The sequence below is a fragment of the Limnohabitans simekii (SeqCode) genome (assembly GCF_965234735.1).
Classification (GTDB): domain Bacteria; phylum Pseudomonadota; class Gammaproteobacteria; order Burkholderiales; family Burkholderiaceae_C; genus Limnohabitans; species Limnohabitans simekii.
In genome coordinates, this window is record NZ_OZ248543.1 from 320979 (window position 1) to 345938 (window position 24960).

At 57.5% G+C, this 24960-nt stretch carries 25 protein-coding genes and 1 CRISPR repeat array; of the genes, 20 read left to right on the plus strand and 5 right to left on the minus strand.

Translation table 11 applies throughout. The features are described 5' to 3' along the window. Positions 1-48: 48 nt before the first annotated feature. Positions 49-816 (minus strand): class II aldolase/adducin family protein, encoded by a 768-nt coding sequence (locus tag AC8GFP_RS10450; protein WP_506612914.1) that lies wholly within the window; start codon positions 814-816, stop codon positions 49-51. A gap of 96 nt (positions 817-912) precedes the next feature. Between AC8GFP_RS10450 and mnmG the strand changes: the two genes are divergently transcribed. The 10 genes from mnmG (at position 913) to AC8GFP_RS10500 (ending at position 10976) form a co-directional block, all read left to right on the plus strand. Next, entirely contained in the window at positions 913-2871 is a 1959-nt protein-coding gene (gene mnmG / locus AC8GFP_RS10455; protein WP_506612915.1) for a tRNA uridine-5-carboxymethylaminomethyl(34) synthesis enzyme MnmG, read from the plus strand. After that, positions 2868-3506 carry a 16S rRNA (guanine(527)-N(7))-methyltransferase RsmG gene (rsmG, locus tag AC8GFP_RS10460; protein WP_506612917.1) on the plus strand — a complete coding sequence of 213 codons (639 nt, stop codon included), beginning with the start codon at positions 2868-2870 and terminating at the stop codon, positions 3504-3506. Before mnmG ends, rsmG begins: the two co-directional genes overlap by 4 nt. Before the next feature lie 442 nt (positions 3507-3948). Beyond that, positions 3949-4563 (plus strand): LysE family translocator, encoded by a 615-nt coding sequence (locus AC8GFP_RS10465; RefSeq protein ID WP_506612919.1) that lies wholly within the window; start codon positions 3949-3951, stop codon positions 4561-4563. 6 nt (positions 4564-4569) lie between these two features. Next, positions 4570-5367, plus strand: coding sequence for a ParA family protein (locus tag AC8GFP_RS10470; protein ID WP_506612921.1), 798 nt, complete (start codon positions 4570-4572; stop codon positions 5365-5367). A gap of 33 nt (positions 5368-5400) precedes the next feature. Next, on the plus strand, positions 5401-6312 hold the full coding sequence (locus AC8GFP_RS10475) for a ParB/RepB/Spo0J family partition protein (protein ID WP_506612923.1): 912 nt from the start codon (positions 5401-5403) through the stop codon (positions 6310-6312). Positions 6313-6425: 113 nt separating this feature from the next. Further along, positions 6426-7727: an ABC transporter substrate-binding protein gene (locus tag AC8GFP_RS10480; RefSeq protein ID WP_506612925.1), complete on the plus strand. Its 1302-nt coding sequence runs from the start codon at positions 6426-6428 to the stop codon at positions 7725-7727. A gap of 30 nt (positions 7728-7757) precedes the next feature. After that, positions 7758-8654 (plus strand): branched-chain amino acid ABC transporter permease, encoded by an 897-nt coding sequence (locus AC8GFP_RS10485; protein ID WP_506612927.1) that lies wholly within the window; start codon positions 7758-7760, stop codon positions 8652-8654. A gap of 3 nt (positions 8655-8657) precedes the next feature. Then, positions 8658-9596 carry a branched-chain amino acid ABC transporter permease gene (locus AC8GFP_RS10490; RefSeq protein WP_506612929.1) on the plus strand — a complete coding sequence of 313 codons (939 nt, stop codon included), beginning with the start codon at positions 8658-8660 and terminating at the stop codon, positions 9594-9596. Then, positions 9593-10342 (plus strand): ABC transporter ATP-binding protein, encoded by a 750-nt coding sequence (locus AC8GFP_RS10495; protein ID WP_506612931.1) that lies wholly within the window; start codon positions 9593-9595, stop codon positions 10340-10342. Before AC8GFP_RS10490 ends, AC8GFP_RS10495 begins: the two co-directional genes overlap by 4 nt. Then, positions 10335-10976 (plus strand): ABC transporter ATP-binding protein, encoded by a 642-nt coding sequence (locus AC8GFP_RS10500; RefSeq protein ID WP_506612933.1) that lies wholly within the window; start codon positions 10335-10337, stop codon positions 10974-10976. The genes AC8GFP_RS10495 and AC8GFP_RS10500 overlap by 8 nt, the downstream gene beginning before the upstream one ends. Before the next feature lie 206 nt (positions 10977-11182). Here the strand turns inward: AC8GFP_RS10500 and AC8GFP_RS10505 are convergent, their stop codons facing one another. Continuing rightward, positions 11183-12610 carry an FAD-binding oxidoreductase gene (locus AC8GFP_RS10505; RefSeq protein ID WP_506612935.1) on the minus strand — a complete coding sequence of 476 codons (1428 nt, stop codon included), beginning with the start codon at positions 12608-12610 and terminating at the stop codon, positions 11183-11185. A 225-nt stretch (positions 12611-12835) separates the two neighbouring features. On the opposite strand from AC8GFP_RS10505, the gene AC8GFP_RS10510 reads away from it, so the two are divergent. Genes AC8GFP_RS10510 through AC8GFP_RS10520 form a run of 3 tightly spaced genes read left to right on the plus strand, consistent with a single transcriptional unit; the run spans position 12836 to position 14004 of the window. Beyond that, the gene (locus tag AC8GFP_RS10510) at positions 12836-13051 is read left to right on the plus strand and encodes an antitoxin MazE family protein (protein ID WP_506612937.1); all 216 of its coding nucleotides are present in this window, start codon (positions 12836-12838) and stop codon (positions 13049-13051) included. Continuing rightward, complete coding sequence (locus AC8GFP_RS10515) at positions 13048-13371, plus strand: type II toxin-antitoxin system PemK/MazF family toxin (protein ID WP_506612939.1); 324 nt, start codon at positions 13048-13050, stop codon at positions 13369-13371. Before AC8GFP_RS10510 ends, AC8GFP_RS10515 begins: the two co-directional genes overlap by 4 nt. A gap of 57 nt (positions 13372-13428) precedes the next feature. Next, positions 13429-14004 carry a cob(I)yrinic acid a,c-diamide adenosyltransferase gene (locus tag AC8GFP_RS10520; protein ID WP_506612941.1) on the plus strand — a complete coding sequence of 192 codons (576 nt, stop codon included), beginning with the start codon at positions 13429-13431 and terminating at the stop codon, positions 14002-14004. Here AC8GFP_RS10520 and AC8GFP_RS10525 read toward each other — a convergent pair. Continuing rightward, on the minus strand, positions 14001-14621 hold the full coding sequence (locus tag AC8GFP_RS10525; RefSeq protein WP_506612942.1) for a chalcone isomerase family protein: 621 nt from the start codon (positions 14619-14621) through the stop codon (positions 14001-14003). The genes AC8GFP_RS10520 and AC8GFP_RS10525 overlap by 4 nt on opposite strands. Next, a complete protein-coding gene (locus AC8GFP_RS10530; protein WP_506612944.1) occupies positions 14618-15055 on the minus strand; it encodes a hotdog fold thioesterase in 438 nt (145 codons plus the stop codon). The genes AC8GFP_RS10525 and AC8GFP_RS10530 overlap by 4 nt, the downstream gene beginning before the upstream one ends. 82 nt (positions 15056-15137) lie before the next feature. Here AC8GFP_RS10530 and AC8GFP_RS10535 point away from each other — a divergent pair, with 82 nt between their 5' ends. The 7 genes from AC8GFP_RS10535 to mnmA all read left to right on the plus strand — a co-directional run bounded on the left by AC8GFP_RS10535 (position 15138) and on the right by mnmA (position 24772). Further along, positions 15138-17222: an acetoacetate--CoA ligase gene (locus AC8GFP_RS10535; RefSeq protein WP_506612946.1), complete on the plus strand. Its 2085-nt coding sequence runs from the start codon at positions 15138-15140 to the stop codon at positions 17220-17222. A gap of 224 nt (positions 17223-17446) precedes the next feature. Next, on the plus strand, positions 17447-20482 hold the full coding sequence (cas9, locus tag AC8GFP_RS10540) for a type II CRISPR RNA-guided endonuclease Cas9 (protein WP_506612983.1): 3036 nt from the start codon (positions 17447-17449) through the stop codon (positions 20480-20482). Between the two features lie 23 nt (positions 20483-20505). Further along, positions 20506-20829, plus strand: coding sequence for a type II toxin-antitoxin system RelE/ParE family toxin (locus AC8GFP_RS10545; RefSeq protein WP_506612948.1), 324 nt, complete (start codon positions 20506-20508; stop codon positions 20827-20829). Next, positions 20813-21106, plus strand: a complete 294-nt coding sequence (locus AC8GFP_RS10550) for an addiction module antidote protein (protein WP_506612950.1) — start codon at positions 20813-20815, stop codon at positions 21104-21106. The genes AC8GFP_RS10545 and AC8GFP_RS10550 overlap by 17 nt, the downstream gene beginning before the upstream one ends. Before the next feature lie 307 nt (positions 21107-21413). Beyond that, positions 21414-21743 carry a CRISPR-associated endonuclease Cas2 gene (cas2, locus tag AC8GFP_RS10555; protein ID WP_506612952.1) on the plus strand — a complete coding sequence of 110 codons (330 nt, stop codon included), beginning with the start codon at positions 21414-21416 and terminating at the stop codon, positions 21741-21743. A 67-nt stretch (positions 21744-21810) separates the two neighbouring features. Continuing rightward, a CRISPR array of direct repeats spans positions 21811-22242; the repeat unit is 36 nt; unit sequence AGTCTAGATGATTGGGATATGCGCTCTGACCGGAAC. 157 nt (positions 22243-22399) lie between these two features. Next, positions 22400-23596, plus strand: coding sequence for an acyl-CoA dehydrogenase (locus AC8GFP_RS10560; RefSeq protein WP_506612954.1), 1197 nt, complete (start codon positions 22400-22402; stop codon positions 23594-23596). A 48-nt stretch (positions 23597-23644) separates the two neighbouring features. Beyond that, the gene (mnmA, locus tag AC8GFP_RS10565; protein WP_506612956.1) at positions 23645-24772 is read left to right on the plus strand and encodes a tRNA 2-thiouridine(34) synthase MnmA; all 1128 of its coding nucleotides are present in this window, start codon (positions 23645-23647) and stop codon (positions 24770-24772) included. A 78-nt stretch (positions 24773-24850) separates the two neighbouring features. Here mnmA and AC8GFP_RS10570 read toward each other — a convergent pair. Further along, positions 24851-24960 (minus strand): IS3 family transposase (locus tag AC8GFP_RS10570; RefSeq protein WP_506612295.1); only part of this gene is annotated, 110 nt, incomplete at its 5' end.

Below are 24960 nucleotides of genomic sequence, written 5' to 3' on the forward strand. Positions count from 1 at the left end.
TTGGCAGGGCGCCTCGCATCAAGTCGCCCGGTCTTGGCGCCAAGCTGATCAGGTGCGGTAGCTGCTGTCGGTGCGATCGAGTTTGCGAATCAGGGCAGGCCACGCAATGCCTGCGCCTTGACCGGCGGTGGCGGTTTTCATCACCTCGGCCATGTTGTCCGTGATGCTGCTTGGGATCATGACCAAAGGGCCGCAGGCTTGCGCGGCGATTTGAATTTGGCACGCCGATTCGAAGATGTACATGTTCAAGAAAGCGTCGGTCGCGCTCTTGCCGGTGGTCAGCAAGCCATGGTTGCGCAGAATCAAATATTTCTTTTCGCCCAAGTCGGCTTGCAAGCGCGGAATCTCGTCGCCACGCAAAGCCAACCCTTCATAGTCGTGGTAGGCCACGTTGTTCACCACAAAGGTGGATTGCTGGCTGATGGGCAACAAGCCGGATTCAAGCGCGCTGACGGCCACACCGGCTTTGGTGTGGGTGTGCATCACGCAATGGGCGTCGTGGCGCACCGCGTGGATGGCGCTGTGGATGGTGAAACCCGCGGGGTTCACAGGGAATTCGGTGGGCAGGAGTTTGTTGCAGTCCATGTCGATTTTCACCAAGCTGGACGCGGTGATTTCATCGAACATCAAACCATAGGGGTTGATCAAGAACTGCGCTTGGCCACCGGTGATGCTGTCGGGCAAACGCAGGCTGATGTGGGTGAACACCAAATCGCTCCAGCCGTACATGGCCACCAAGCGGTAGGCGGCGGCGAGCTCGCAGCGCAGCGTCCATTCTTCTTCACTCACCAGTTCTTTCATGGAAGGGATGTGCATTGTGGTCTCCGGGTTTTTTGAAATGTTGGTATGGATTGTGTCACTGTCTGCGCAACAGGTGTGCCACTTAAAATGTGCGGTTTACAAAGGCGACTGATGCTTTACCCCGAGCAGTTTGATGTGATTGTGGTTGGCGGCGGCCATGCTGGCACCGAAGCGGCGCTGGCAAGCGCCCGCATGGGCTGCCGCACCCTGCTGCTGAGCCACAACATCGAGACGCTGGGGCAGATGAGTTGCAACCCATCCATTGGCGGCATTGGCAAAGGCCATTTGGTGAGAGAGGTGGATGCTTTGGGCGGTGCTATGGCGCTGGCTACGGATGCGGCGGGCATTCAATTTCGCATCCTGAACCGCTCCAAGGGCCCCGCAGTGCGGGCCACCCGCGCCCAGGCGGATCGGATTTTGTACAAAGCCGCCATCCGGCATCAACTCGAAAACCAACCGAACCTCTGGTTGTTTCAGCAGGCGGTGGACGACTTGATGATCGAAGGCTCAAGGGTGGCGGGCGCTGTCACGCAAGTGGGTGTGCGCTTCGTTGCCAAGGCGGTTGTATTAACGGCGGGTACATTTTTGGACGGCAAGATCCATGTGGGCTTGCAAAACCACTCGGCTGGTCGTGCAGGCGACCCGCCCGCGGTGCGCTTGTCGGCGCGTTTGAAAGAACTGAAGCTGCCGCAAGGCCGCCTGAAAACTGGCACGCCACCACGCTTGGACGGGCGCACCATCGACTTCAGCCAATGCCTGGAACAACCGGGGGACGGCATGCCTGGCGGTGAATCGCCCGAGATGCCGGTGTTCAGTTTTCGCGGCCACCGTGAGATGCACCCGCAGCAAATGGCCTGCTGGATCACCCACACCAACGAACGCACCCACGACATCATCCGCTCAGGTTTTGACCGCAGCCCGATGTTCACTGGCCAAATCGAAGGGGTGGGGCCGCGCTATTGCCCGAGTGTGGAAGACAAGGTCAACCGCTTTGCCGACAAAGCCAGCCACCAAATTTTCCTGGAACCCGAGGGCCTGACCACCCACGAGTACTACCCCAACGGCATATCCACCAGCCTGCCGTTTGACGTGCAGTACGACTTGGTGCGCTCCATGAAGGGTTTGGAAAACGCCCACATCTTGCGCCCGGGCTACGCCATCGAGTACGACTATTTCGACCCGCGCGAACTCAAGCGCAGCTTCGAAACCAAACAAATCGACGGGCTGTTTTTCGCCGGGCAAATCAATGGCACCACCGGCTATGAAGAAGCGGCCGCCCAAGGTTTGTACGCTGGCCTGAATGCGGCATTGCAAGTGCGTGGTCAAGAAGCTTGGACACCGGGGCGGGACCAAGCCTACCTTGGCGTGTTGGTGGATGACTTGGTCAGCCAAGGCGTGATCGAGCCCTACCGCATGTTCACCAGCCGCGCCGAGTTTCGGCTGCAATTGCGCGAGGACAATGCCGACGCCCGCCTGACCGACAAAGGGCGCGAGCTGGGCTTGGTGGGCGACGCCCAGTGGGACAGCTTCTGCCGAAAACGGGATGCTGTTTCACGTGAAACACAGCGCTTGGCGGCCACCTGGGTCAGCCCGGCCAATTTGGCGGCGACCGAATCCGAGCGGGTCTTGGGCAAGGCCATCAGCCATGAACACAGCTTGGCTGATTTGCTGCGCCGCCCGGATGTGAGCTATGACGCCCTGATGAGCCTGGATGGTGGGCGCTTTGCCAGCTTTGACTTGGCCGCGCTGGACGATGTTTCACGTGAAACAGTGATCGAGCAGGTGGACATCGCCGCCAAGTACTCGGGCTACATCGACCGCCAGCGCGAGGAGGTGGCCCGCGCCGCCCACTATGAACAACTGCCGTTGCCGCCCAGCCTGGACTACCTGGCGATTCCAGCCCTCAGCATCGAGGTGCGGCAAAAGCTGGACAAGCACCGGCCCGAAACCCTGGGCCAAGCGTCGCGCATTTCGGGCGTCACCCCAGCGGCCATTTCCTTGTTGCTGATCCATTTGCGGCGTGCTCGCTATGGCGGTTTTGCCCCTGAAAAAACCGAGGCGTCGGTGTGAGCCACCCGTTGGCGGGGGCGCTTTCTGAGGGCTTGAACCAACTCGGCCTGGCCTTGAGCCCGGCGCAGCAGCAACAACTCTTGGACTATCTGGACCTGCTGGGCAAGTGGAACAAGGTCTACAACCTCACTGCCGTGCGCGACCCGGCGCAAATGCTGACCCAACATCTGCTGGATTGTTTGGCCGTGGTGCAACCCTTGAAAGCGCGGCTGCCCGCGCTGCAAACCGTGCTGGACGTGGGCGCGGGCGGCGGCCTGCCAGCAGTGGTCTTGGCCGTGGCCTGCCCGCAGTGGCAAGTGAGCGCGGTGGACACCGTGGCCAAAAAAGCGGCATTCATTCAGACCGCGGCGCACAGCTTGGGCCTGCACAATTTGCGCGGCATCCATGCGCGGGTGGAGGATTTGGCCGAGTGCTATGACCTGGTCTGTTCCCGCGCGTTTGCTTCCTTGGCCGACTTCACAACTTGGTCCGCTGCAGCCTTGAAGCCGGGCGGTGTCTGGATGGCGATGAAGGGCAGGGTGCCGGATGAAGAGCTCGCCGCGCTGCCACCGGGTTTGCGGGTTGACGAGGTGCAGCTGTTGCAGGTGCCGGGCTTGGAGGCGCAGCGATGTGTGGTGTGGATGCGGCAGGCCTAGTTATTGGGGTCATGAACAATTGGGGTTAGATTCCAATTAATTCACATCGGTCAAGCAGAGGTGGTTTTTGGAGGCCGCCAGAACCCCTTATTTTGAGGGGGTGGTCAGCAGGGACGGGGCTCGCGGGCGGTTTGATGATACATAAATTCAACGATTTGCCGAAATCTTGTATCACCTGCCAACCAAGAAATACGGTTCATAGCCGCACGGCCTGGGGGTCAGAGCCTGATCAATTCACGGCGACTTGCCCGCCGCGCTGGGCTCAAACGCCGCTCACCGCAGCAAAGCTGCAACGTTCGCTACGCAGCCGACCCACCATGTTCTGCAAGCTAAAGAATAATTGGAATCTGACCCCAATTGTTCGGCAGATGTTTCACGTGAAACAGCCCGCCGACAGCCGCCGCAGTTACACTCTGCTCCCCCTGCACACCACAAGGCCCCCATGTTTGGCATTTCCGACTACCCGACCTTCGTCGGTGCAGTCATCATCTTTTTGGCGATCCCCGGCCCCGGCAACCTGGCTTTGCTGACCTCGACCGCGCAAGCCGGGCTGCGCGGCGGGCTGGTCGCGGCCTTGGGCATCATGGCCGGTGACCAGTTGCTGATGTGGGCGGCGGTCGCGGGTTTGTCGGCGCTGCTGTTGGCCAGCCCGATGTGGTTCGGCGTCATCCAATGGCTGGGTGCGCTCTATTTAGCCTACCTGGGCGTGCGCATGGTCACGGCCAAACCAGGCGACGCGCCGCTCTTAGACATGTCCTCGGGCCGGTTTTTCCGCCAATCGTTTTTCATCACCTTGCTCAACCCCAAAGCAATCGTGTTTTATATGGCGTTTTTCCCGCTGTTTGTCGATAGCCAGCAGCCGCCCACGTTGCTGACCTTTGGTGTCATGGCCGTCACCATCGCCGCACTCACGTTTTTGTACAGTCTGGTGCTCACCGTGTTGGCCAGCCGTTTGCGCAGCCGCATGCAGCGGCATCCCTGGCTCGGGCCGTGGTTGCAAAAACTCGCTGGCGTGGTCTTGGTCGGCTTTGGCCTGCGTCTCATTTTTCAGAAGTAAACAAACATGACGAAAATCTTTTGTGTCGCCAATCAAAAAGGTGGGGTCGGCAAAACCACCACCACGATCAACCTGGCCGCGGCCTTGGCCGCCATCGGCCAGCGCGTCTTGATGGTCGACCTGGACCCGCAGGGCAATGCCACCATGGGCTCGGGCGTGGACAAGCGCCAACTCAAGCACTCGGTGTATGACGTGCTGCTGGGTGAGACCGACATCGCGCAGGCCCGTACCCCCAGTGTGTGGGGCGAAGCTGCTGCCAAGCCGGGCCTGGCCACCTACCATGTGCTGGGTGCGAACCGGGATTTGGCCGGTGCCGAGGTCGAGTTGGTGAACCTGGAGTTGCGCGAAAAACGTTTGAAAGCGGCACTGGTCAAAGTGAACAACGATTACGACGTGGTGCTGATCGATTGCCCGCCGTCGCTCTCCATGCTGACCTTGAACGGCCTGTGCGCAGCGCATGGCGTGATCGTGCCGATGCAGTGCGAGTATTTCGCCTTGGAAGGCCTGACCGACTTGGTCAACACCATCAAACAGGTGCATGCCAACCTGAACAACGACTTGAAAATCATCGGCCTGTTGCGCGTCATGTTCGACCCGCGCATCACCTTGCAACAACAGGTGAGCGATCAACTGAAGTCCCACTTTGGCGACAAGGTGTTCAACACCCTGATTCCCCGCAACGTGCGTTTGGCCGAAGCGCCCAGCTACGGTTTGCCCGGCGTGGTGTTTGATCCGGCCGCCAAAGGCAGCCAGGCCTTCATCGACTTCGCCAAAGAACTCACCGAACGATTCAAAAACTTTTAATGACAGCGGCTGAGCCGCTTTGAAGAGAACCCCATGGCAACCAAAAAAATCAAAGGCTTGGGCCGCGGCCTGGAAGCATTGCTTGGCCCCACAGCCAATGAATCTGTGCAATTGGCCGAGAGTGAGCGCCCTCCTGCCACCTTGAGCCTGGACCAAATGGTGGCCGGTATCTACCAGCCGCGCACCCGCATGGACGAGGGCGCGTTGTACGAACTCGCCGAAAGCATCAAGGCGCAAGGCGTGATGCAACCGATTTTGGTGCGCCTGTTGGCCAGCGGCGAGAACGCTGGCAAGTACGAAATCATCGCCGGTGAGCGGCGTTTCCGTGCCTCCAAACTCGCCGGTTTGAGCGAGGTGCCGGTGCTGGTGCGCGACGTGCCCGATCAAGCCGCCGCCGCCATGGCGCTGATTGAAAACATGCAGCGCGAAGACCTGAACCCGCTGGAAGAAGCGCAGGGCATGCAGCGCCTGATCAAGGAATTTGGCCTGACCCACGAGCAAGCCGCGCAGGCGGTGGGCCGCTCGCGCAGTGCCGCCAGCAATTTGCTGCGCCTCTTGAACTTGGCCGAGCCGGTGCAAACCATGCTGATGGCGGGCGACCTCGACATGGGCCATGCACGCGCCTTGCTGAGCCTGGACCGGGCCGCGCAAATCACCGCGGCGAACCAAATCGCGGCGAAAAAAATGTCGGTGCGCGAGGCCGAAAGTTTGGTGAAAAAAATCGGCGCCGATTTTTCTTTGGTGACGCAAAAACCCAAAAAAGAAAAAGCCCGCGACTTGAAACGCTTGGAAGAAGAGTTGTCCGACTTGCTGACCGCCCAAGTGGAAATCCGTGTGAAAAAACAAGTCAAGCGCCATGGCCGCGTCGAGCAAATGGGCGAGATCGCCATCGACTTTGGTTCGCTCGACGCCTTGAATGGCTTGATCGAGAAATTGCGCGGCTAGTGTTTACACCGCCCAAGCCCGCAGGCGGCGCGGGGTATCCTTACAGCTTGTAAAGTTGGCGGCTTGCCAGCCAACCGTTTGCACCAGACCATCGCTATTCAGGAGCTTTTTTCATGAACTTTCCCGCTCGTCGTTTTTGGCGTCACAGCGCCGCCGTGCTGGCCTTGGGCCTCATGGGCAGCGTGGGCCACGCCCAAGAAACCTTCAAGATCGGTATCGTCAGCTTTTTATCGGGCCAAGCGGCAGAGAGTTTTGGCATTCCTGCGGTCAACGGTGCCAAGGTCTTGATCGAAGCCTTCAACAAAGGCCAGGCGCCCGCCCCCTACAACAAGCCAGGCATTGGCGGCATGCCCATCGAAGTCGTGTATGTGGACGAGGCCGGTGGTGCGACCAAACAAGTGCAAGAGTTGCGCAACTTGTATGAGCGCGAGAAAGTGGATGTGGTGGTCGGCTATGTGGGCTCGGGCGACTGCTTGGCGGTGGCCCCCGTGGCTGAAGAGCTGAAAAAATTCCTCATTCTCTATGACTGCGGCACACCGCGTATTTTCGAAGACAACAACTTTCGCTATGTGTTTCGCACGGCGGCCCATGCCACCATGGACAACGTGGCCTTGGCGCGGTACTTGAAAGCCCGCAAAGTGCCAGTGAAAAACTTCAACCTGATCAACCAAGACTACGCTTGGGGTCAAGACTCCCGCAAAGACTTTATTTTGTCCATGGCTAATCTCTATCCGGACGCCAAGTCCGGGGTGGACCAGTTGCCCAAGTTTGGCGCGGGCCAATACGGCACCGAAATTTCAGCCCTGATGTCCAAGCCCGCAGACCTGACCCACTCCAGTTTGTGGGGCGGCGACTTGCAAGCCTTCATCTTGCAAGCCGGACCACGCGGCTTGTTCAAAAAATCACAAGTCGTGTTGAGCGCTGGTGACCATGTGTTGCCCGGTTTGGGCCAGAAAATGCCCGACGGCACCATCTTGGGTGCGCGCGGTGCTTATGGTTTGATGGCCCCACCTTCACCCCTGAACACCTGGTGGTGGGACACCTACAGCAAGGCCTACAACGTTTACCCGGTGCAAGCCCCCTACCGCATGGCGCAAGCCCTCATGGGCTTGAAGCTCGCCGCTGAAAAAGCCATGGCGCAAAACAACGGAAAAAAGCCCAGCACCGAAATGCTGGCTGCTTCTTTGCGTGGTAGCGAATGGATGTCACCGGCCGGCAAAATCCGCATGGCGCTCTCCAATGGCCAACAAGCCATCCAAGACGCGGCGATTGGCCGCACCAAATGGAATGAACAGAAAAAAATGGTCCTGCTCGAAGACATCCAACGCTTTGACGCCGAATGCGTGAACCCGCCGCTGAATGTGAAATCCGAAGACTGGTTGAAGTCGGGTTTTGCCGGTGCCAAGTGCAAATAAGCAGCCACAACTCCAACTGATCATCTCTTTATGCAACTTGCATTGACGATTTTGGTGGATGGCCTGAGCTATGCCTCCTGGCTGTTCATCGTGGCTTTGGGCCTCACGCTGGTGTTTGGCGTGCTCAAAATTTTGAACATCGCGCACGGCAGTTTTTACGCGCTGGGGGCCTATATGGCCGCTTCAGCCGTGGCCTTGGCCACCGACTGGAACCTGCCGCCGTATTTCTCCTTGCTGGCCATGTTGTTGGCCGCGGTGGTGTTGGCTGCTTTGGTCGCGCCCCTCACCGAGCGCGGCTTGCTGCGGTTTTTTTACGGCCGGGATGAAGTGCTGTTGGTGCTGGTCACCTACGCCATGTTCCTGATGTTGGAAGACATCACCAAACTGATTTGGGGCGCCAACCCCTACTACGTGTCCGAACCCTATGCCCTGTTTGGCAACATCGACATGGGCAGCCAAAGCTATGTGGGTTACGACCTGCTGCTGGTGGCCTTGGCGGTGTTGGTCGGTGGCCTGGTTTGGTGGGGCTTGAACCGCACCCGTTTTGGCAAGATCGTGACCGCCGTCATCCACAGCTCCGAAATCGCCTCCAGCATGGGCATCAAGGTGTCGCGTGTTTACATGGTGGCCTTCGCCATTGGCATCTTTTTGGCGGCACTCGGCGGCGCGTTCACCGCGCCCATGATCTCGGTGCAACCGGGCGTGTCGGTCGGCGTCATCATCATCTCGTTTGCGGTGGTCATCATCGGCGGCTTGGGCAGCATCGAAGGTGCGGCCATTGGTGCGCTCATCGTCGGCTTGGCCCGCGCCATGGCGGTGCACCTGATGCCAGTGGCCGAGTTGTTTTCAGTCTATGTGGTCATGGCACTGGTCTTGATGTTCAGACCAGAAGGCTTGTTCCAGCGCATCCAAGCCCGAAAGATTTAAGCCATGGGCAAACTCTTGTTCACTGCATTGGTGGTCTTGCTCGGCTGTTTGGGCGCAGGTTTTTTCCTGCCCAAGTGGCTGCAGTTCATGTTGACCATGGCGATGGCCAATGGTTTGGTGTCGCTGGGCTTGGTCATCTTGATGCGCGGCGGTGTCGTGGCCTTTGGTCAAGGCCTGATGGCGGCTTTGGGCGGCTACACCGCGGCCTTGGTGTTTGAGCATTTCCAATGGACCGACGCGCTGCTGTTGCCCTTGTTGGGGGGTGTCTGCGCCATGCTGATCACTGCCCCGTTTGCGCCCTTGTTGGCGCGGTACCGTGGCATCTTTTTCTCCATGCTCACCTTGGCGCTCTCCATGGTCGGTTATGGCATTTTGGTGAAAACAGAATCCTTGGGCGGCTCCGATGGCATCAACATGGGCCGCGTCACGTTGCTGGGCCAAGCGCTCCCGGATGCGGCGGTCAGCTACACCTTGCTGGCGGTCACCCTGTGTTTTGCTGCCGTGTCGCTGGTTTGGGCGAAGGTGTTTTTCGCTTCCACGCGGGGCTTGGTCACACGCGCCATCCGCGACAACGAATTGCGGGTCGAGTACATGGGCGGGTCGGTGGCGCAAACCATGGCCATCAATTTTGTCGTGGCCGCGTTTTTGGCGGGCATGGGCGGCGCCTTGGCTGTGATGGCGCTGGGCCACATCGACCCCAACTTCAGCTACTGGACCACCTCGGGTGAGTATGTGTTTGTCGCCATCTTGGCGGGCAGCCACAGTGTTTTGGCCGTCATGTTGTCGTCGGCGGTGTTGGAGGTGGTGCGCTCGTTTTCCAGCGCTTATTTCCCCACCACTTGGCAGTTCGCACTCGGTTTGTTTTTGCTCTTGGTGATCCGCTTTTTGCCGCAAGGCCTGGGCTCGCTGTGGCGCAGCAAATCGCCGGAGGACGCCTCATGAGCTGGCTGCTGAGTGCACAAGGCGTGCAAAAAAAGTTTGGCGCGGTGGTCGCGGCCCAAGACCTGGACATCAACATCCAAGCGGGTGAACGCATCAGCCTGATTGGCAGCAACGGCGCGGGCAAAACCACCTTTGTGAACATGATCACCGGCTACATCCAACCCGACGCCGGACAAATTGCCTTGGATGGGCACAACATCATTGGCATGACGCCGCGCGACATCACCCGCTTGGGTGTGGCGCGGTCGTTTCAAATTCCACAGCTTTACGCCAGCATGAGTGTGCTGGACAACATGTTGGTCGCGCAAACCACGCACGACAACCAACTCTCTTGGTGGCGGCCCGCGCACAGCGCGGCCTCACGCGATCGCGCCGAGGCCGTGTTGCAACGCTTCAATTTGCTGATACATCGCCATCGCTTGGTGGCCGAGTTGCCAGGCGGTGTGCGCAAGTTGGTGGACATCGCCTTGGCCATGATGGGCTCGCCCAAACTCTTGTTGCTGGACGAGCCCACCAGCGGTGTGGCGGCCGAAGAAAAGTTCCCAATGATGGACACGGTGATGCAGGCCCTGGAGGGTCAAGCCCTCACCGCTTTGTTTGTCGAGCACGACATGGACATCGTCAGCCGCTATTGCCAACGCGTGATTGCTTTTTACAGTGGCCGCATCATTGCCGACGATGTGCCCTCGGTGGCGCTGGCCAATGCCGATGTGCGCCGTTACGTCACAGGTGAACGCGATGCTTGAGTTGCAAGATCTGCATGTGGACATTGCCTCGGCCCAAGTGCTGCGTGGCTTTTCCATGCAAGTGCCCACCGGCCACATGGTGGGTTTGGTCGGGCGCAATGGCGCGGGCAAAACCAGCACCCTGCGCAGCATCATGGGGCACTTGCCGTTGCGCCAAGGGCAAATTCATTTTGATGGCCAACCGTTGAGCGCCTTGCCGCCCGAGGCCCGCGCTGGTTTGGGCATCGGCTACATGCCGGAAGACCGTGGCTTGGTGCCCGAGCTCACGGTCGAAGAAAACATGCTCATCCCTTTGTGGGTCAGCAAAACCTTGCAGCTGCAAGAGCGCATGAACTTTGTCTACCAAGTGCTGCCCGAGCTGCAAGACATGGCGCAGCGTCGTGCCTTGTTGCTCTCGGGCGGTCAGCAAAAACTGGTGGCGCTGGGTCGGGCTTTGGCGGTGGGTACGCGTTTGTTGTTGTTGGACGAGCCCTTTGAAGGCGTGGCCCCGGCCTTGTCCATGCGTATTTCTGAGGTGTTGCACCAACTCAAGGGCGCTGATTTGTCGGTGCTGATCTCGCAGTCCGACTTGAACCACTCCAGTGGTTTGCTTGACAGTACTGTTGTCATTGAACGCGGTGCCAATGGTGTTTGAACGCTGTTTTCCATGAGCGCTTAGTGTTGGGGCTGTCGCCGGCCGCTCACCGCCGCAAGCGGAAACGTTCGCTACGCCAGCGACAAACCACCGCACAGTGAGATCGCCGACCCCAGCAAGGCTCACCGGCCGCTCACCGCCGCAAGCGGCAACGTTCGCTACGCCAGCGACCTTGGCTGGGGTCGGCTGGTTTTAGTGCGAGCGGTTTAGTACAAGAACACTTTGCCGGGGTTCATGATGTTCTTCGGGTCCAAGGCGTGTTTGATGCTGCGCATCATGTTCACCGCACCCGCGCCGGTTTCGGCGACCAAGAAATCCATTTTGTGCAAACCAATGCCGTGCTCGCCGGTGCAGGTGCCTTCCAAAGCCAGGGCACGTGCCACCAACTTGTGGTTGAGTTCCTCGGCGGTGGCGCGTTCATCGGCGCTGTCGGGGTCGATCAGATAACCAAAGTGGAAATTGCCATCGCCCACGTGGCCGACCAAGAAATACGGGATGCCGGAGGCGTCGACTTCGGCCACTGAATCGAGCAAGCAATCGGCCAAGCGCGAGATGGGCACGCAGGTGTCGGTGCTGATGGCGCGGCAACCCGGGCGGCTTTGGATACCGGCAAAGTAGGTGTTGTGCCGCGCGGTCCACAAGCGGGTGCGCTCTTCGGGCGTGGTGGCCCATTCAAACGCATGGCCCGCATGGTCGGCGGCAATCTCTTGCACGGTTTCGGCCTGCTCTTTCACGCTGGCGGGTGAGCCGTGGAACTCCATCAGCAGCATGGGTTGTTCGGGCAAGCTCAGCTTTGAATAGTTGTTCACCATGCGAACCGCGTTCGCATCAATCAACTCTACGCGGGCAATCGGGATGCCCATTTGGATGATTTGAATCGTGGTGCGCACCGCCGCTTCGATGCTGGGGAAGGAGCAGGTGGCCGCCGACACCGCTTCAGGCAGTGGGTAAAGCTTCAACGTGACTTCGGTGATCACGCCCAAGGTGCCTTCGCTGCCCACCATCAAACGCGTCAGGTCGTAACCCGCCGAGGACTTGCGGGCGCGGGTGCCGGTGCGTATCAATTCACCGCTGGCGGTGACGACTTCCAGACCCAGCACGTTTTCACGCATGGTGCCGTAGCGCACCGCGTTCGTGCCGCTGGCGCGGGTCGCGCTCATGCCGCCGATGCTGGCATCAGCACCGGGGTCGATCGGGAAAAACAAGCCCGTGCTTTTGATTTCTTCGTTGAGTTGTTTGCGCGTGACGCCGGGTTGCACGGTCACGGTCAGGTCTTCAGCGTTGATGGCCAAAACCTTGTTCATGCGGGACACGTCGATGCTGATGCCGCCTTGCACCGCCAGCAAATGGCCTTCCAAAGAAGAGCCGACACCAAAGGGAATCACCGGCACATCGTGCGCTGCGGCCAGGGCCACCGCTTTAGATACATCGGCTGTGCTTTCAGCAAACACCACCGCTGCGGGCGGGGGCACCGTGGTGTAGGCGGACTCGTCACGGCCATGCTGTTCGCGCACCACCAAGGCGGTGGAGCAACGCTCAGCAAAGTGCTGCTTCAAAGCATCCAGCAAGGCTTGCGGCACCTCGCGTTGGGTGACGGTGGGCATCAGGTGCTGGGCGGTGCTGGGTGCGTTCATGGCAAGTCTCCTAGAAGGCGCATTCTAGGAACAAAATTCAATATCACAGGGTCTTGAGGGTGACATTCGGCCTGCACCAGCCATTTGGCGTCTGTTCAAACACAGACACGCTGAATTGGACAAGCCCATTTCAGCGGACTGATGGTGCGTGATCCATTCACCAAGGCCTTGAACAAACAGCGCAGTTGATTTAGCATGTTTCATGTAACAAATCAGGAGCCCACCATGACCGCTTCCAGCGCCTCCAGGGTGCAAAAACACCGCGATGCCTTGCGCGCCAATGGCTTGCGGCCGGTGCAAATTTGGGTGCCCGATACCCGCAACGCCGCATTCGCCCAAGAGTGCCAGCGTCAATCGCGCTTATTGGCGAAAGACCCGCACGAGGCGCAAGCCATCGCTTGGGCCGAAGCCGCTGCCGCATTGACCCCAGGCTGGGTGTGAAGCGCGGCGATGTCATCACGGTCGCATTGCAGGGCGATTTTGGCAAGCCCCGCCCCGCGCTGGTCATTCAATCGGATTTGTTTCAAGACCACCCCAGCATCACGTTATTGCCCATCACCAGCGAGCCGGTGGACACGCCTTTGTTTCGCCTGAATCTGCCTGCCAATACGCGCAACGGTTTGCGAAAAGACTCGCAAATCATGGTGGACAAATCGCAAACCGTGTCGCGTGCCCGCTTGGGGCCAGTGCTTGGGCACTTGAGCCGCGAAGAAATGCAATACGTCGATCGCGCGCTCGCGGTGTTTTTAGGGGTGATCTGAGGCGGCGACAGGGGTTCGCTGGTGCCTGAGAGAATGCCGCATCAACAGGAAAAACACATGGGCAACCGACTCACACAAATCGCCACCCGCACCGGCGACGACGGCACCACCGGCTTGGGCGACAACCGCCGGGTCAGCAAAAACAGTTTGCGTGTCCACGCCATGGGCGAGGTGGACGAACTCAATTCCCACATCGGCGTGCTGCTGTGTGAAGCCATGCCCGACGGTGTGCGCAGCTTGCTGGTGGAAGTGCAGCACCAGTTGTTCAACTTGGGTGGCGAGCTGAGCATTCCTGGCTTTGAATTGCTCAAAGCCGACGCGGTGTTGGCCCTGGACCACGCCTTGGCCGACCACAACGCCGCCTTGCCCAAGCTGCAAGAGTTCATTCTGCCGGCGGGCAGCCGCGCGGCTTCATTGGCCCATGTTTGCCGCACCGTGGCCCGTCGCGCCGAACGCGCGGTGGTGGCGCTGGGCGCGGAAGAGGCGCTGAACGACACGCCGCGTCAGTATTTGAACCGCTTGTCCGACCTGATGTTTGTGCTGGCGCGGGTGCTCAACCGCATGGATGGCGGGGACGATGTGTATTGGAAAAGCGAGCGCATGGCTTCTGGGGCGGCCGAAGGCCCAATTTAAGGCTTGCTGCCAATCAAGGCTTCGCGCAAAGTCGGGGCGGAGGTTTTGGGCGACAGCCAGATACCGAAAAAAAGCCGCGCAAATTCGGCATCGGCGATTTCACCCACAGGCTTTCCGTTGTGCCAAAACGCAGCGGATTGACCCACGCGGTGCACGCCAAGCAAGCGGTCGCCTTTGCGCACATTTGGAAAAACCCGCTGCATTTCTTTCATCCATGTTTGCTCTTGCGCCTTGCCAAAGCTTGCCAAGCCGCGCATTTCCTGCACAGTGCGTTTGGCAATGTCTTGCCCGGAAAAATCCCGCAGGTAGCGCAACTCCAAGGCCAAGCTTTGGTTCTCAGAGAAGGCGGGATTGAAATCAGGCGCGGTCCACAAGCTGGCGTCATACACATCAAAGCCCCAAAGCGAAAAACGCGATTGGGCTCGAAACACCAGCGCTTGGTCCAGCTTGTTCAGGTCGGCTGGCAAGGACGGCGTCCCTTGGATGCTCGCGGGTTGTGGGGTGTTGGCCCGGGCCCCGGGGGTCGTCAAGAACAAGTAGCCAACAACCAAACCCCAGGCCAGCAGCCAACCAAGGGCAGGTGCACGGCGCAAGGGCATGACCAAGTCAGGGGTCATGCGGTGTCCCTTGAACGTGGCGCCAACACCGACATGGTCAGGCGCGACACGCAGCTGATGCGGCCTTCGTCATCCGTCATGTCGATCTGCCAGACCTGGGTGCTGCGCCCGATGTGCACGGGCCGCGCGATGCCCGTGACCCAACCGCTGGCCACACCGCGGATGTGGTTGGCGTTGATGTCCAAACCCACGGCACGGTGATCCACCGGGCAAGAGTAAAAAGCGCCGCAAGAACCCAGGGTTTCGGCCAAAACCACGCTGGCACCACCATGGATCACGCCATACGGTTGGCGGGTGCGGTGGTCCACCGGCAGGCGCCCGCGAATGAAATCGGGGCCAACTTCGAGAAACTCCATGCCCAGGCTTTCGCAGGCCGTTTGGTAATGGCTTTCGGTGAGGATTTGAATGCTGATGGGTTTGGTCCAAATGGCCATGGGGTCGCCTGTGAAAAATCAGTCCGCATCTTAGGGGCAACGCGCAGGTGCAGGGCCTGGCAAGACTGATAACCTCAACAACATGAACGTCTCCCACCCCCACCCCCCTTTTGTGCCGCAACTCCGCCTTTACCAGCAATGGCTGGCCACGGAGCGCGGTTTGCATTTCGACGATTACCCCGCCTTGTGGCAATGGTCGGTCACGCACCTCGAAGACTTTTGGCAATCCGCTTGGGACTACCTGGACTTGCAGTCACCGACACCGCACAGCGTGGTGCTCGAGCGCAACGTCATGCCGGGTGCGCGATGGTTTGTGGGTGCCCAAGTGAACTACGCCCAACAAGTGCTGCGCCATGTGGATGCGGCGCACGCGGCGGGCATGCCCGCCATCATCAGCAACAACGAACGCGGCCAACGCCGCGAACTGTCGTGGCCCGAGTTGAAACGCCAAGTGGCGGCGCTGGCGCTGCATTTGCAAGCCCAAGGTGTGCAACCCGGCGACCGAGTCGCCGCCTACCTGCCCAACATCCCTGAAGCCATGGTGGCGTTTTTGGCGGTGGTGAGTGTCGGCGGCATTTGGAGCGTGTGTGCGCCCGACATGGGCACCAACGCCGTGGTGGACCGGTTCAAACAAATCACGCCCAAGGTGTTGATCGGGGTCGATGGCGTCACCTACGGCGGCAAAGACCACGAGCGCATCAGCGTGGTGAATGAACTGCGTGCCGCCCTGCCCAGCGTCGAACACGTGGTCTTGTTGCAGAACCTGGGCGGTCAAGCCGCCCTGGCCGACAGCACCGATTGGGCCACGGTGATGCAGCGCCATGACGCCGCCACCCAAGCGTTTGCGCCGCAGTGGATGCCGTTCAACCACCCCTTGTGGATTGTGTATTCGAGTGGCACCACCGGCCTGCCCAAACCCTTGGTGCACGACCACGGCGGCACGCTGGTCAATGGCATGACCCACAAAAACCTGCACTACGACGTGGCCTGCAGTTACGAGCCCAACTCTTGGGGAGAGCGCTTCATTTGGTACAGCTCCACCGGTTGGGTCATGTGGAACGCGCAGCTGAGCGGTTTGCTCAGCGGCACCACCTGCGTCATTTACGACGGCAACCCCGGCGGCTCCAAAGACAAACCCGATTGGGGCGTGTTGTGGCGCTATGCCGCACAAGAAAAGGTGACGTTTTTTGGCGGCGGCGCGGCCTTCTACAGCAACTGCATGAAAGCGGGCGTGGACCTCGGCAGCATCCCCGGCTTGCAGCAAATCCGCGCCTTGGGCGCCACCGGTTCGCCCTTGAGCCCCGAGGTGCAGCAATGGGGCACGGCGCAGTTCCAGCAGGTGTATGCCAAAGCAGGCGTGCAGCGCCCCGATATTTGGTGGTGCAATATTTCCGGTGGCACCGATGCTGGCGCGTATGTGGGTGGCCATCGCGAATTGCCGATGGTGCCAGGTGAGATGCAATGCCGCATGTTGGGCGTGTCGGTGCAGGCCTTCAACGAGCAAGGCCAACCGGTGACGGACGAGGTGGGCGAGCTGGTGGTGACCCAGCCCCTGCCCTGCATGCCGCCGTTTTTCTGGGGCGACCAAGACAACCAACGTTATTTGGGCAGCTACTTCGACACCTATCCCGCGGGTGTCGGCCGTCAGCCTGGCGGCGGCGATTTGCCTGCCGATGCGGGCCCAGTGTGGCGGCATGGCGATTGGCTCAAGATCACGCCCGAGGGCCGCGCCATCATTTATGGCCGCAGCGACGCCACCATCAACCGCCACGGATTGCGCATGGGCACCAGCGAGTTGTACAGCGCGGTTGAAGCCCTGCCCGAGGTGTTGGACAGCATGGTGGTGGACCTGGAGTATTTGGGCAAAGACAGCTACATGCCTTTGTTTGTGGTGCTGCGCGATGGCTTGCAATTGAACGACGACTTGCGCGGTCGTTTGAACGCGGCGATTCGCACTGCGCTCAGCCCGCGGTTTTTACCGGACGACATGTTTCAAGTGGCCGAAATTCCGCGCACCTTGTCCGGCAAAAAACAAGAGCTGCCGATCAAGAAACTGATGCTGGGCCAGCCGCTGGAAAAAGTGCTGAACAAAGACGCCATGGCCAACCCCGGTTGCTTGGATTGGTATGTGGCGATGGCGCAAAAGCATTTGGCGAGCCAGGCGTGAGTGGTTGAAATTCATCCACCACAAAGACGAAAGGCCGCATGTAGCGGCCTTTCCATTTGGTGCATCTTTCAGCTTGTTAGCGTCCAGAGCGCATATCCCAATCATTGATTGAGCCTCAAATATAGCACAATAGGCCTCATCTCTAATTGATTTGGAGCCTTTATATGCGAAAAATGAAATACAGGCTGGCGCTTGACCTGGGCTCGACCTCCTTGGGTTGGGCCATGGTCAGGCTGAATGCCAATAAGGAACCTTGCGCCATCATCAAAGCAGGTGTTCGCATCTTCAGTGATGGACGGGAACCACCGCGCCGCGGAGAGGTCGGAACATCGCTTGCTGCAAGTCGACGAGAAAAACGCGCTATGCGCCGCCGCCGTGACCGCTTGCTCAAACGCAAAAACCGAATGATGGCCACATTGTTGCGGCATGGTTTTTTCCCACATGATGCTGCTGCCCGCAAGGCGCTTGAAAAAACCGATCCGTTTGCATTGCGGGCCAAAGGCCTGGACCACGCTTTGCGGCCCGAAGAGTTTGCCCGTGCGCTCTTTCACATCAACCAACGGCGTGGTTTCAAGAGCAACCGCAAAACAGACAAAAAAGACAACGACAGTGGCGCACTGAAAACCGCCATCAAGGGATTGCGCGAAGCAATGCAGATCACAGGCTGTCGCACCGTTGGCGAGTGGCTTTATGCCCGACACCAAAAAGGGTTGCCTGTTCGTGCGCGTTACAGAGAAAACCACACGACCAAAGAAGATGGCAAAACCAAGATCGAAAAAAGCTACGACTTGTACATTGACCGCGCCATGATTGAAGCTGAGTTTGATGCGATCTGGAAAAAACAAAATGAACTCAACCCGATGTTGTTCAATGACACGGCTGGCGCTGAACTCAAAGATTGCCTGTTGCACCAAAGACCATTGAAACCTGTGAAGCCGGGGCGCTGCACACTCATACCCGAAGAAGAACGTGCTCCCTTGGCCTTGCCCAGCCAACAACGCTTTCGGATTTACCAAGAGGTCAACAACCTCCGAATGTTGCATGAAGGATTAAGAGAAGAAGCATTGACCCTGGAACAACGCAACCTTGTTGCACAGGCTTTAGAGAACAACAGCAAGCGCAGCTTTGCACAAATTCAAAAACTTCTTGGGTTTTCTGGTGAATTCAATTTGCAGGATGAAAAACGCACAGAACTCAAGGGCAACAGCACCAGCGCCTTGCTTTCAAAAAAAGATTTATTTGGCAGTCTATGGGCCACATTGGATGAGACGCTGCAAGACGAAATCGTGATGCAGATGATCAAGGAAGAAAATGAAACCAAGTTGATTGCTTGGCTTTGTGAAAAAACAAGTGTTGACGAATCAAAAGTAGAACATATTGCAAACGCGCCATTGGCAGAAGGCTACGGGAGCCTGAGCAGCAAGGCGCTTGAAAAAATATTGCCAGCACTGAAAGCAGAAGTCATCACCTTTGACAAAGCTGTGGTTGCCGCTGGCTTTGACCACCACAGCCACATCAGCCATGCGGCGACCGGAGAAATATTGCCCGAGTTGCCTTACTACGGTCAGTACCTGCCGCGCCATGTCGGCTTTGGTTCAGGCAAGCCTGAAGACCCAATAGAAAAGCGCTACGGCAAGATTGCCAACCCCACGGTGCACATTGGTTTGAACCAGGTGCGCACCGTGGTCAATGCCCTCATCAAACGCTACGGCCACCCCAGCGAGGTGATTGTGGAGGTGGCGCGTGAACTCAAACAAAACAAACTGCAGCGTGAGGAGGAACAAAAGAGGCAAGCCACGAACCAACAACGCAACAATCGGTTGCGCGCTGATATTGCAAAACTTCTGGGCATCAGCCCAGAGCGCGTTCACAGGGCAGACATTCAAAAAATGCTTTTGTGGGAAGAGCTCAGCTTCAATGTGGCTGACCGGCGATGCCCCTACAGCGGCGTTCAAATCAGCGCCCAAATGTTGTTCAGCGATCAAGTTGAAATCGAGCATATCTTGCCGTTCTCACAAACACTGGATGACAGTCTGAACAACAAAACAGTAGCCACCCGCCAAGCCAATCGCATCAAAGGAAGCAGAACGCCAGCGGAGGCGGCATCAGACTTTGAAACGCAAGGCTGGCGCACTGAAGATATGTTGCAAAGAGCGAGCCTGATGCCCAAAGGCAAGCGCTACCGCTTTGCATCAGAGGGCATGGCGCAATGGCTGCGAGAAGACAAAGGGTTTTTGGCTCGCGCCCTCAACGACACGCGACACTTGAGCCGAGTGGCGCGTGAATACCTCAGCTTGATTTGCCCACAAAACACCCGCGTTATTCCAGGTCAAATGACAGCCATGTTGCGTGGCAAATTTGGTTTGAACGACATCTTGGGACCGAATGGTGAAAAAAACCGCAACGACCACAGACACCATGCGGTCGATGCTTGCGTGATTGCTGTTACCGATCAAGGTTTGTTGCAGCGCTTTGCAAAAGCCAGTGCCAGCGCCAGAGAAAAGCAATTGAACAAATTGGTGGAGGACATGCCCTTGCCTTGGGAAAGTTACCGCAGCCATGTGGAGCGTGCCATTGACAACATCTGGGTCAGCCACAAGCCAGATCATGGGTTCGAAGGCGCGATGTTTGACTCAACCATATATAGCCCAACAGGAGAAAGTTCGTCAGCAGCAAAAACCAGGAATGTGATTGCATTTTTCCCCAGGGAGAGAAGTTCAGACTTGGTGAAGCAAAGGCATCAAGGATTGAGCCCTATTCCAATACCCTACAAGGGGCTACTTTCGAACAGTAACTATTGCATTGAAATTTGTACGAACGAAGAGGGCGAATGGATGGGGGAGGTTTTGCGCACCTATGACGCCTACCAAGTTATTCGCAAATACAAAACAATTGAGGAAGGCATAAAGCACTTGCGTCATCCAAGGCAAACCTTGAGTGGACGTCCGTTGCTGATGCGATTGATGATCAATGACTACATTCTTGTCAATTTAGAGGATCAGCGATTGTTGTTGCAAGTATTAAAAATCAACAGTTCTGGTTCAGTTACTTTCATCAAGCCCAATGAGACAAATATCTCCGCTCGATACACGGCAAAGCTGACAGCGCAAAAGGCACAAAAAAACGGCGAACCATTTGACGATGTGGCGTTAAATGACTCATTTTTTCAAAAGGCTTTTTCAGCGACCAGTTTGCAAAACGGTTTAGCAAAACAGGTTGGCGTTTCACCGATTGGTGTGCTTCAGGTGCCACGGCATTGAGTTGAATGACAGAGAGTATCTAAATGGATACAATAAAGCACATTCAACTGGAACAAACCACCCAATTTGTGAGGTGGCTAAAAGGATTGAAAGATCTTCGTGCCAAAGCCGCCATTGTTTGGCGACTCAAAGAAATGTCTGCTGGACATTGGGGTGATGCCAAAAGCGTGGGTGGTGGTGTCTCAGAATTGAGATTACACCTGGGACCTGGTTACAGGGTGTACTTCATGCGTCGCGGGGAACACTTCGTGTTGTTGATCGCTGGCGGTGACAAATCGAGCCAATCCAGAGACATTGCCAAAGCCAAAGTACTTGCCAAGGAGTATTTAAATGAGCAAAACAACTGAATTTGACCCTGCCAGCTATCTGGACAGTGAAGAAATGATTGCCGAATACCTGAATCTGGCCTTGGCAAGCGGAGACATGGATTTGCTGTTGTCAGCCATTGGCGATGTGGCCAAAGCTCGTGGCATAGCCCAAATTGCGCGAGACACGGGCTTAGGCCGTGAAAGCTTGTACAAAGCATTGAGTGCAGGGGCCAAACCTCGGTTTGACACGGTGTTCAAGGTTTTGCATGCCTTGGGCGTGCAAATGCAAACGCATCCACTGCCCCAACAGCATTAACCTTTGTCATGCTGGGGCGCATCGTAGAGGAATCCAACGATAAAAGGCATTTGTCCATGTACCGGGGCTTCATGTTGGTTCACACCACAGGAAAAGAGCGCGAAGAAGTAGGACGCGTACCCTTAGATGACATTGCAGCATTGATAGCCAATGCCCATGGCTTGAGTTACACCAACAACCTGCTCGTAAAAAACTATGCTTAGCCATATCGCTGGCGCAAGTGCTGTTGAAAGAGCGAAAGACTTTAGATTTGCCGCTATCAGCCATCCCTTTGCAAGCAGCAACGCTTGATGATGAATAGAACAGGATGCTCAGTGGCTATCGCATCATGTGGATGCTGGTGATGTTTGACTTGCCTGTGGTTGAACCAGAGGAAAGAGCCGCAGCAAACCTGTTCAGGTTGAACCTGCTGGACTTGGGCTTCAGCCGCGCCCAGTTGAGTGTCTATATGCGGTTTTGCACCAGCCATGCTCAAGTGCAAACCTATTGCCAGCGTGTGGAGGCAGCATTGCCCAAAGGGGGGCAAGTCAACATCCTGCAACTTACAGATAAGCAATACGAGCGCATCATCAGTTTTCAGGGCAAACGCAGACAGCCAGCCAAAAAAACGCCCGATCAATTCGATTTATTTGGATGAATAACTGCTTTTTTTCAAAGTCTAAAACCCAAAAAGCCCTTGTAGAACAAGGGCTTACATGGGATCTAGTCTAGATGATTGGGATATGCGCTCTGACCGGAACAGGAGTGATGGCATGGCGATCTGGACAGGTAGTCTAGATGATTGGGATATGCGCTCTGACCGGAACGCTCTACGTTCGTTCTGTCGAACTACCAGAAGTCTAGATGATTGGGATATGCGCTCTGACCGGAACAGGTCAACAACACCGGTCCAGATCGCCATGAGTCTAGATGATTGGGATATGCGCTCTGACCGGAACATGCTTCCCTCGCTTTCAGCATTGCGTCTGAGTCTAGATGATTGGGATATGCGCTCTGACCGGAACAAGCCATTGCCGCTGATAAAACCGCTTGGTAGTCTAGATGATTGGGATATGCGCTCTGACCGGAACTTCCCCAAATGAATAGCGACAATTGGTTGCAGTCTAGATGATTGGGATATGCGCTCTGACCGGAACTGCAAAAGCCATTCATCAAGCGGCTTGGAGTGGAGCGTTATTACGAGCGAAAGCCCATCAACCCCAAATATCCCCATCCCAAACTTTCTCAAATCCACCACCAAGCCAAGCCGTTTAACATCTCTGTTTGACCAGCGCACAGACAACCGGAGTATTCATGGCCAAGACCGCATTCCACTGGGACGACCCGTTCCTGCTCGACCAGCAACTGACTGAAGACGAGCGCATGATTCGCGAGGCCGCGGCTGCCTACTGCCAAGACAAACTGCTGCCGCGCGTGACCGAAGCCTTTCGGCACGAGAAAACCGACGTCGCTATTTTTCGCGAAATGGGCGAACTGGGTTTGATAGGTCCGACCATCCCCACCGAGTACGGCGGCCCGGGCCTGAGCTATGTGGCCTATGGTTTGATCGCCCGCGAAGTCGAGCGTGTGGACTCTGGTTACCGCTCGATGATGAGCGTGCAGTCGTCCTTGGTGATGACGCCGATTTTCGAATTTGGCACCGAAGCGCAGCGCCAAAAATTCCTGCCTAAATTGGCCACGGGCGAATGGATTGGTTGCTTTGGCTTGACCGAACCCGACCACGGCTCGGACCCGGCCAGCATGGCCAGCCGCGCCCACAAAGTGAATGGCGGCTACAAGCTCAGCGGCAACAAAATGTGGATCTCCAACTCGCCCATCGCCGACGTGTTTGTGGTGTGGGCCAAAGAGGTCAGCGAGTCCGGTGCGGTCGGCCCCATTCGCGGCTTCATCTTGGAAAAAAGCATGGCCGGTTTGACTGCACCGGCCATTCACAGCAAGGTGGGTTTGCGGGCCTCCATCACGGGCGAGATCGTGATGGACAACGTGTTCGTGCCGGAAGACAACGCCTTCCCCGAGGTGCAAGGCTTGAAGGGCCCGTTCACCTGCTTGAACAGCGCCCGCTACGGCATTGCCTGGGGTGCCTTGGGCGCGGCCGAAGATTGTTTCCACCGCGCTCGCCAATACACCTTGGACCGCCAACAGTTTGGCCGCCCACTTGCGGCCAACCAGCTTATTCAGAAAAAATTGGCCGACATGCAAACCGAAATCTCTCTCGGGCTGCAAGGCTGTTTGCGTTTGGGTCGCATGAAAGACGAAGGCACGGCGTCGGTGGAAATCACCTCCATTTTGAAACGCAATTCCTGTGGCAAGGCGCTGGACATCGCTCGCATGGCACGTGACATGATGGGCGGCAACGGCATCAGCGATGAGTTTGGCGTGGCGCGGCATTTGGTGAACCTGGAGGTGGTCAACACCTATGAAGGCACGCACGACATCCATGCGCTCATCCTGGGGCGTGCCATCACCGGCATTGCAGCTTTCGCCAACTGAGTTCGCGCATGAGGCGATGCGTCAGGCATGGCCGTCGATAATCACCGCATGAGTAAAAAGCAGCGGATCGTGGTGGGCCTGAGTGGCGGCGTGGACTCGGCGGTGAGTGCGCTCTTGCTCAAGCAACAAGGCCACGAGGTGATCGGCATCTTCATGAAGAACTGGGAAGATGACGATGACGACGAATACTGTTCCACCAAACAAGACTTCATCGACGCGGCGGCCGTGGCCGATGTGATTGGCATCGAGATCGAGCATGTGAATTTCGCCGCCGACTACAAGGACCGCGTCTTCGCCGAGTTCTTGCGCGAATACCAAGCCGGTCGCACGCCCAACCCGGACATCTTGTGCAATGCCGAGATCAAATTCAAAGCCTTCCTCGACCACGCGTTTGCCTTGGGCGCCGACAAAATCGCAACAGGCCATTACGCCCGTGTGCGCCACAACAGCCGCAGTGGTTTGTACGAGTTGCTCAAAGGCGTGGACAACAGCAAAGACCAAAGTTATTTTTTGCACCGCTTGAGCCAAGCGCAGTTGTCGCAAACTTTGTTTCCGGTGGGCGAGATTGAAAAAACCGAAGTGCGCCGATTGGCGGATGCGGCCGGTTTGCCCAATGCGCGTAAAAAAGACTCTACCGGCATTTGCTTCATCGGCGAGCGACCCTTTCGCGAATTTTTAAACCGCTACATCGCCAAAGCGCCAGGCCCGATCAAATCCGATGCAGGCCGCGTGATTGGCCAACACCAGGGCTTGAGTTTTTACACCTTGGGGCAACGCCAAGGCTTAGGGATCGGCGGCATCAAAGAAAAGGGCGCACAGCGCGGCGGTGGCGAACACGTTCCCTGGTTTGTGGCCCGCAAAGACATGGCGAGCAACACCTTGTGGGTGGTGCAAGGCCATGAGCACCCGTGGCTGTTGTCACCGCAACTCCACGCCGACGACCTGAGTTGGATTGCGGGTGCACCACCTGCAGCAGGCAGTTACTTCGCCAAAACCCGCTACCGCCAACAAGACGCGGCTTGCACCTTGAGTTGGCCCGACGCGCACATGCAACTCGACTTCCCACAAGACCAATGGGCGGTGACGCCCGGACAGTCGGCGGTGTTGTATGACGGTGAGGTGTGTTTGGGGGGTGGTGTCATCAGCCAGGCCCTGACGACAGCTGTGTCAGTTTGAACCTCAACAGCTCGAGCGCCATGAAAAAAGCCCCGCAAGTGAACTGACCCCAATTAGTTGGACAGTTGAAACGGGCGGTTAACCCAAAGATGGCTGAGTTCTGTATTGCACAGGACTCAGCCCTTTTAATTTGCTCCTGATGCGCTCGTGGTTGTAGTAATGAATGTACTGTCGCAATCCATCTTCGA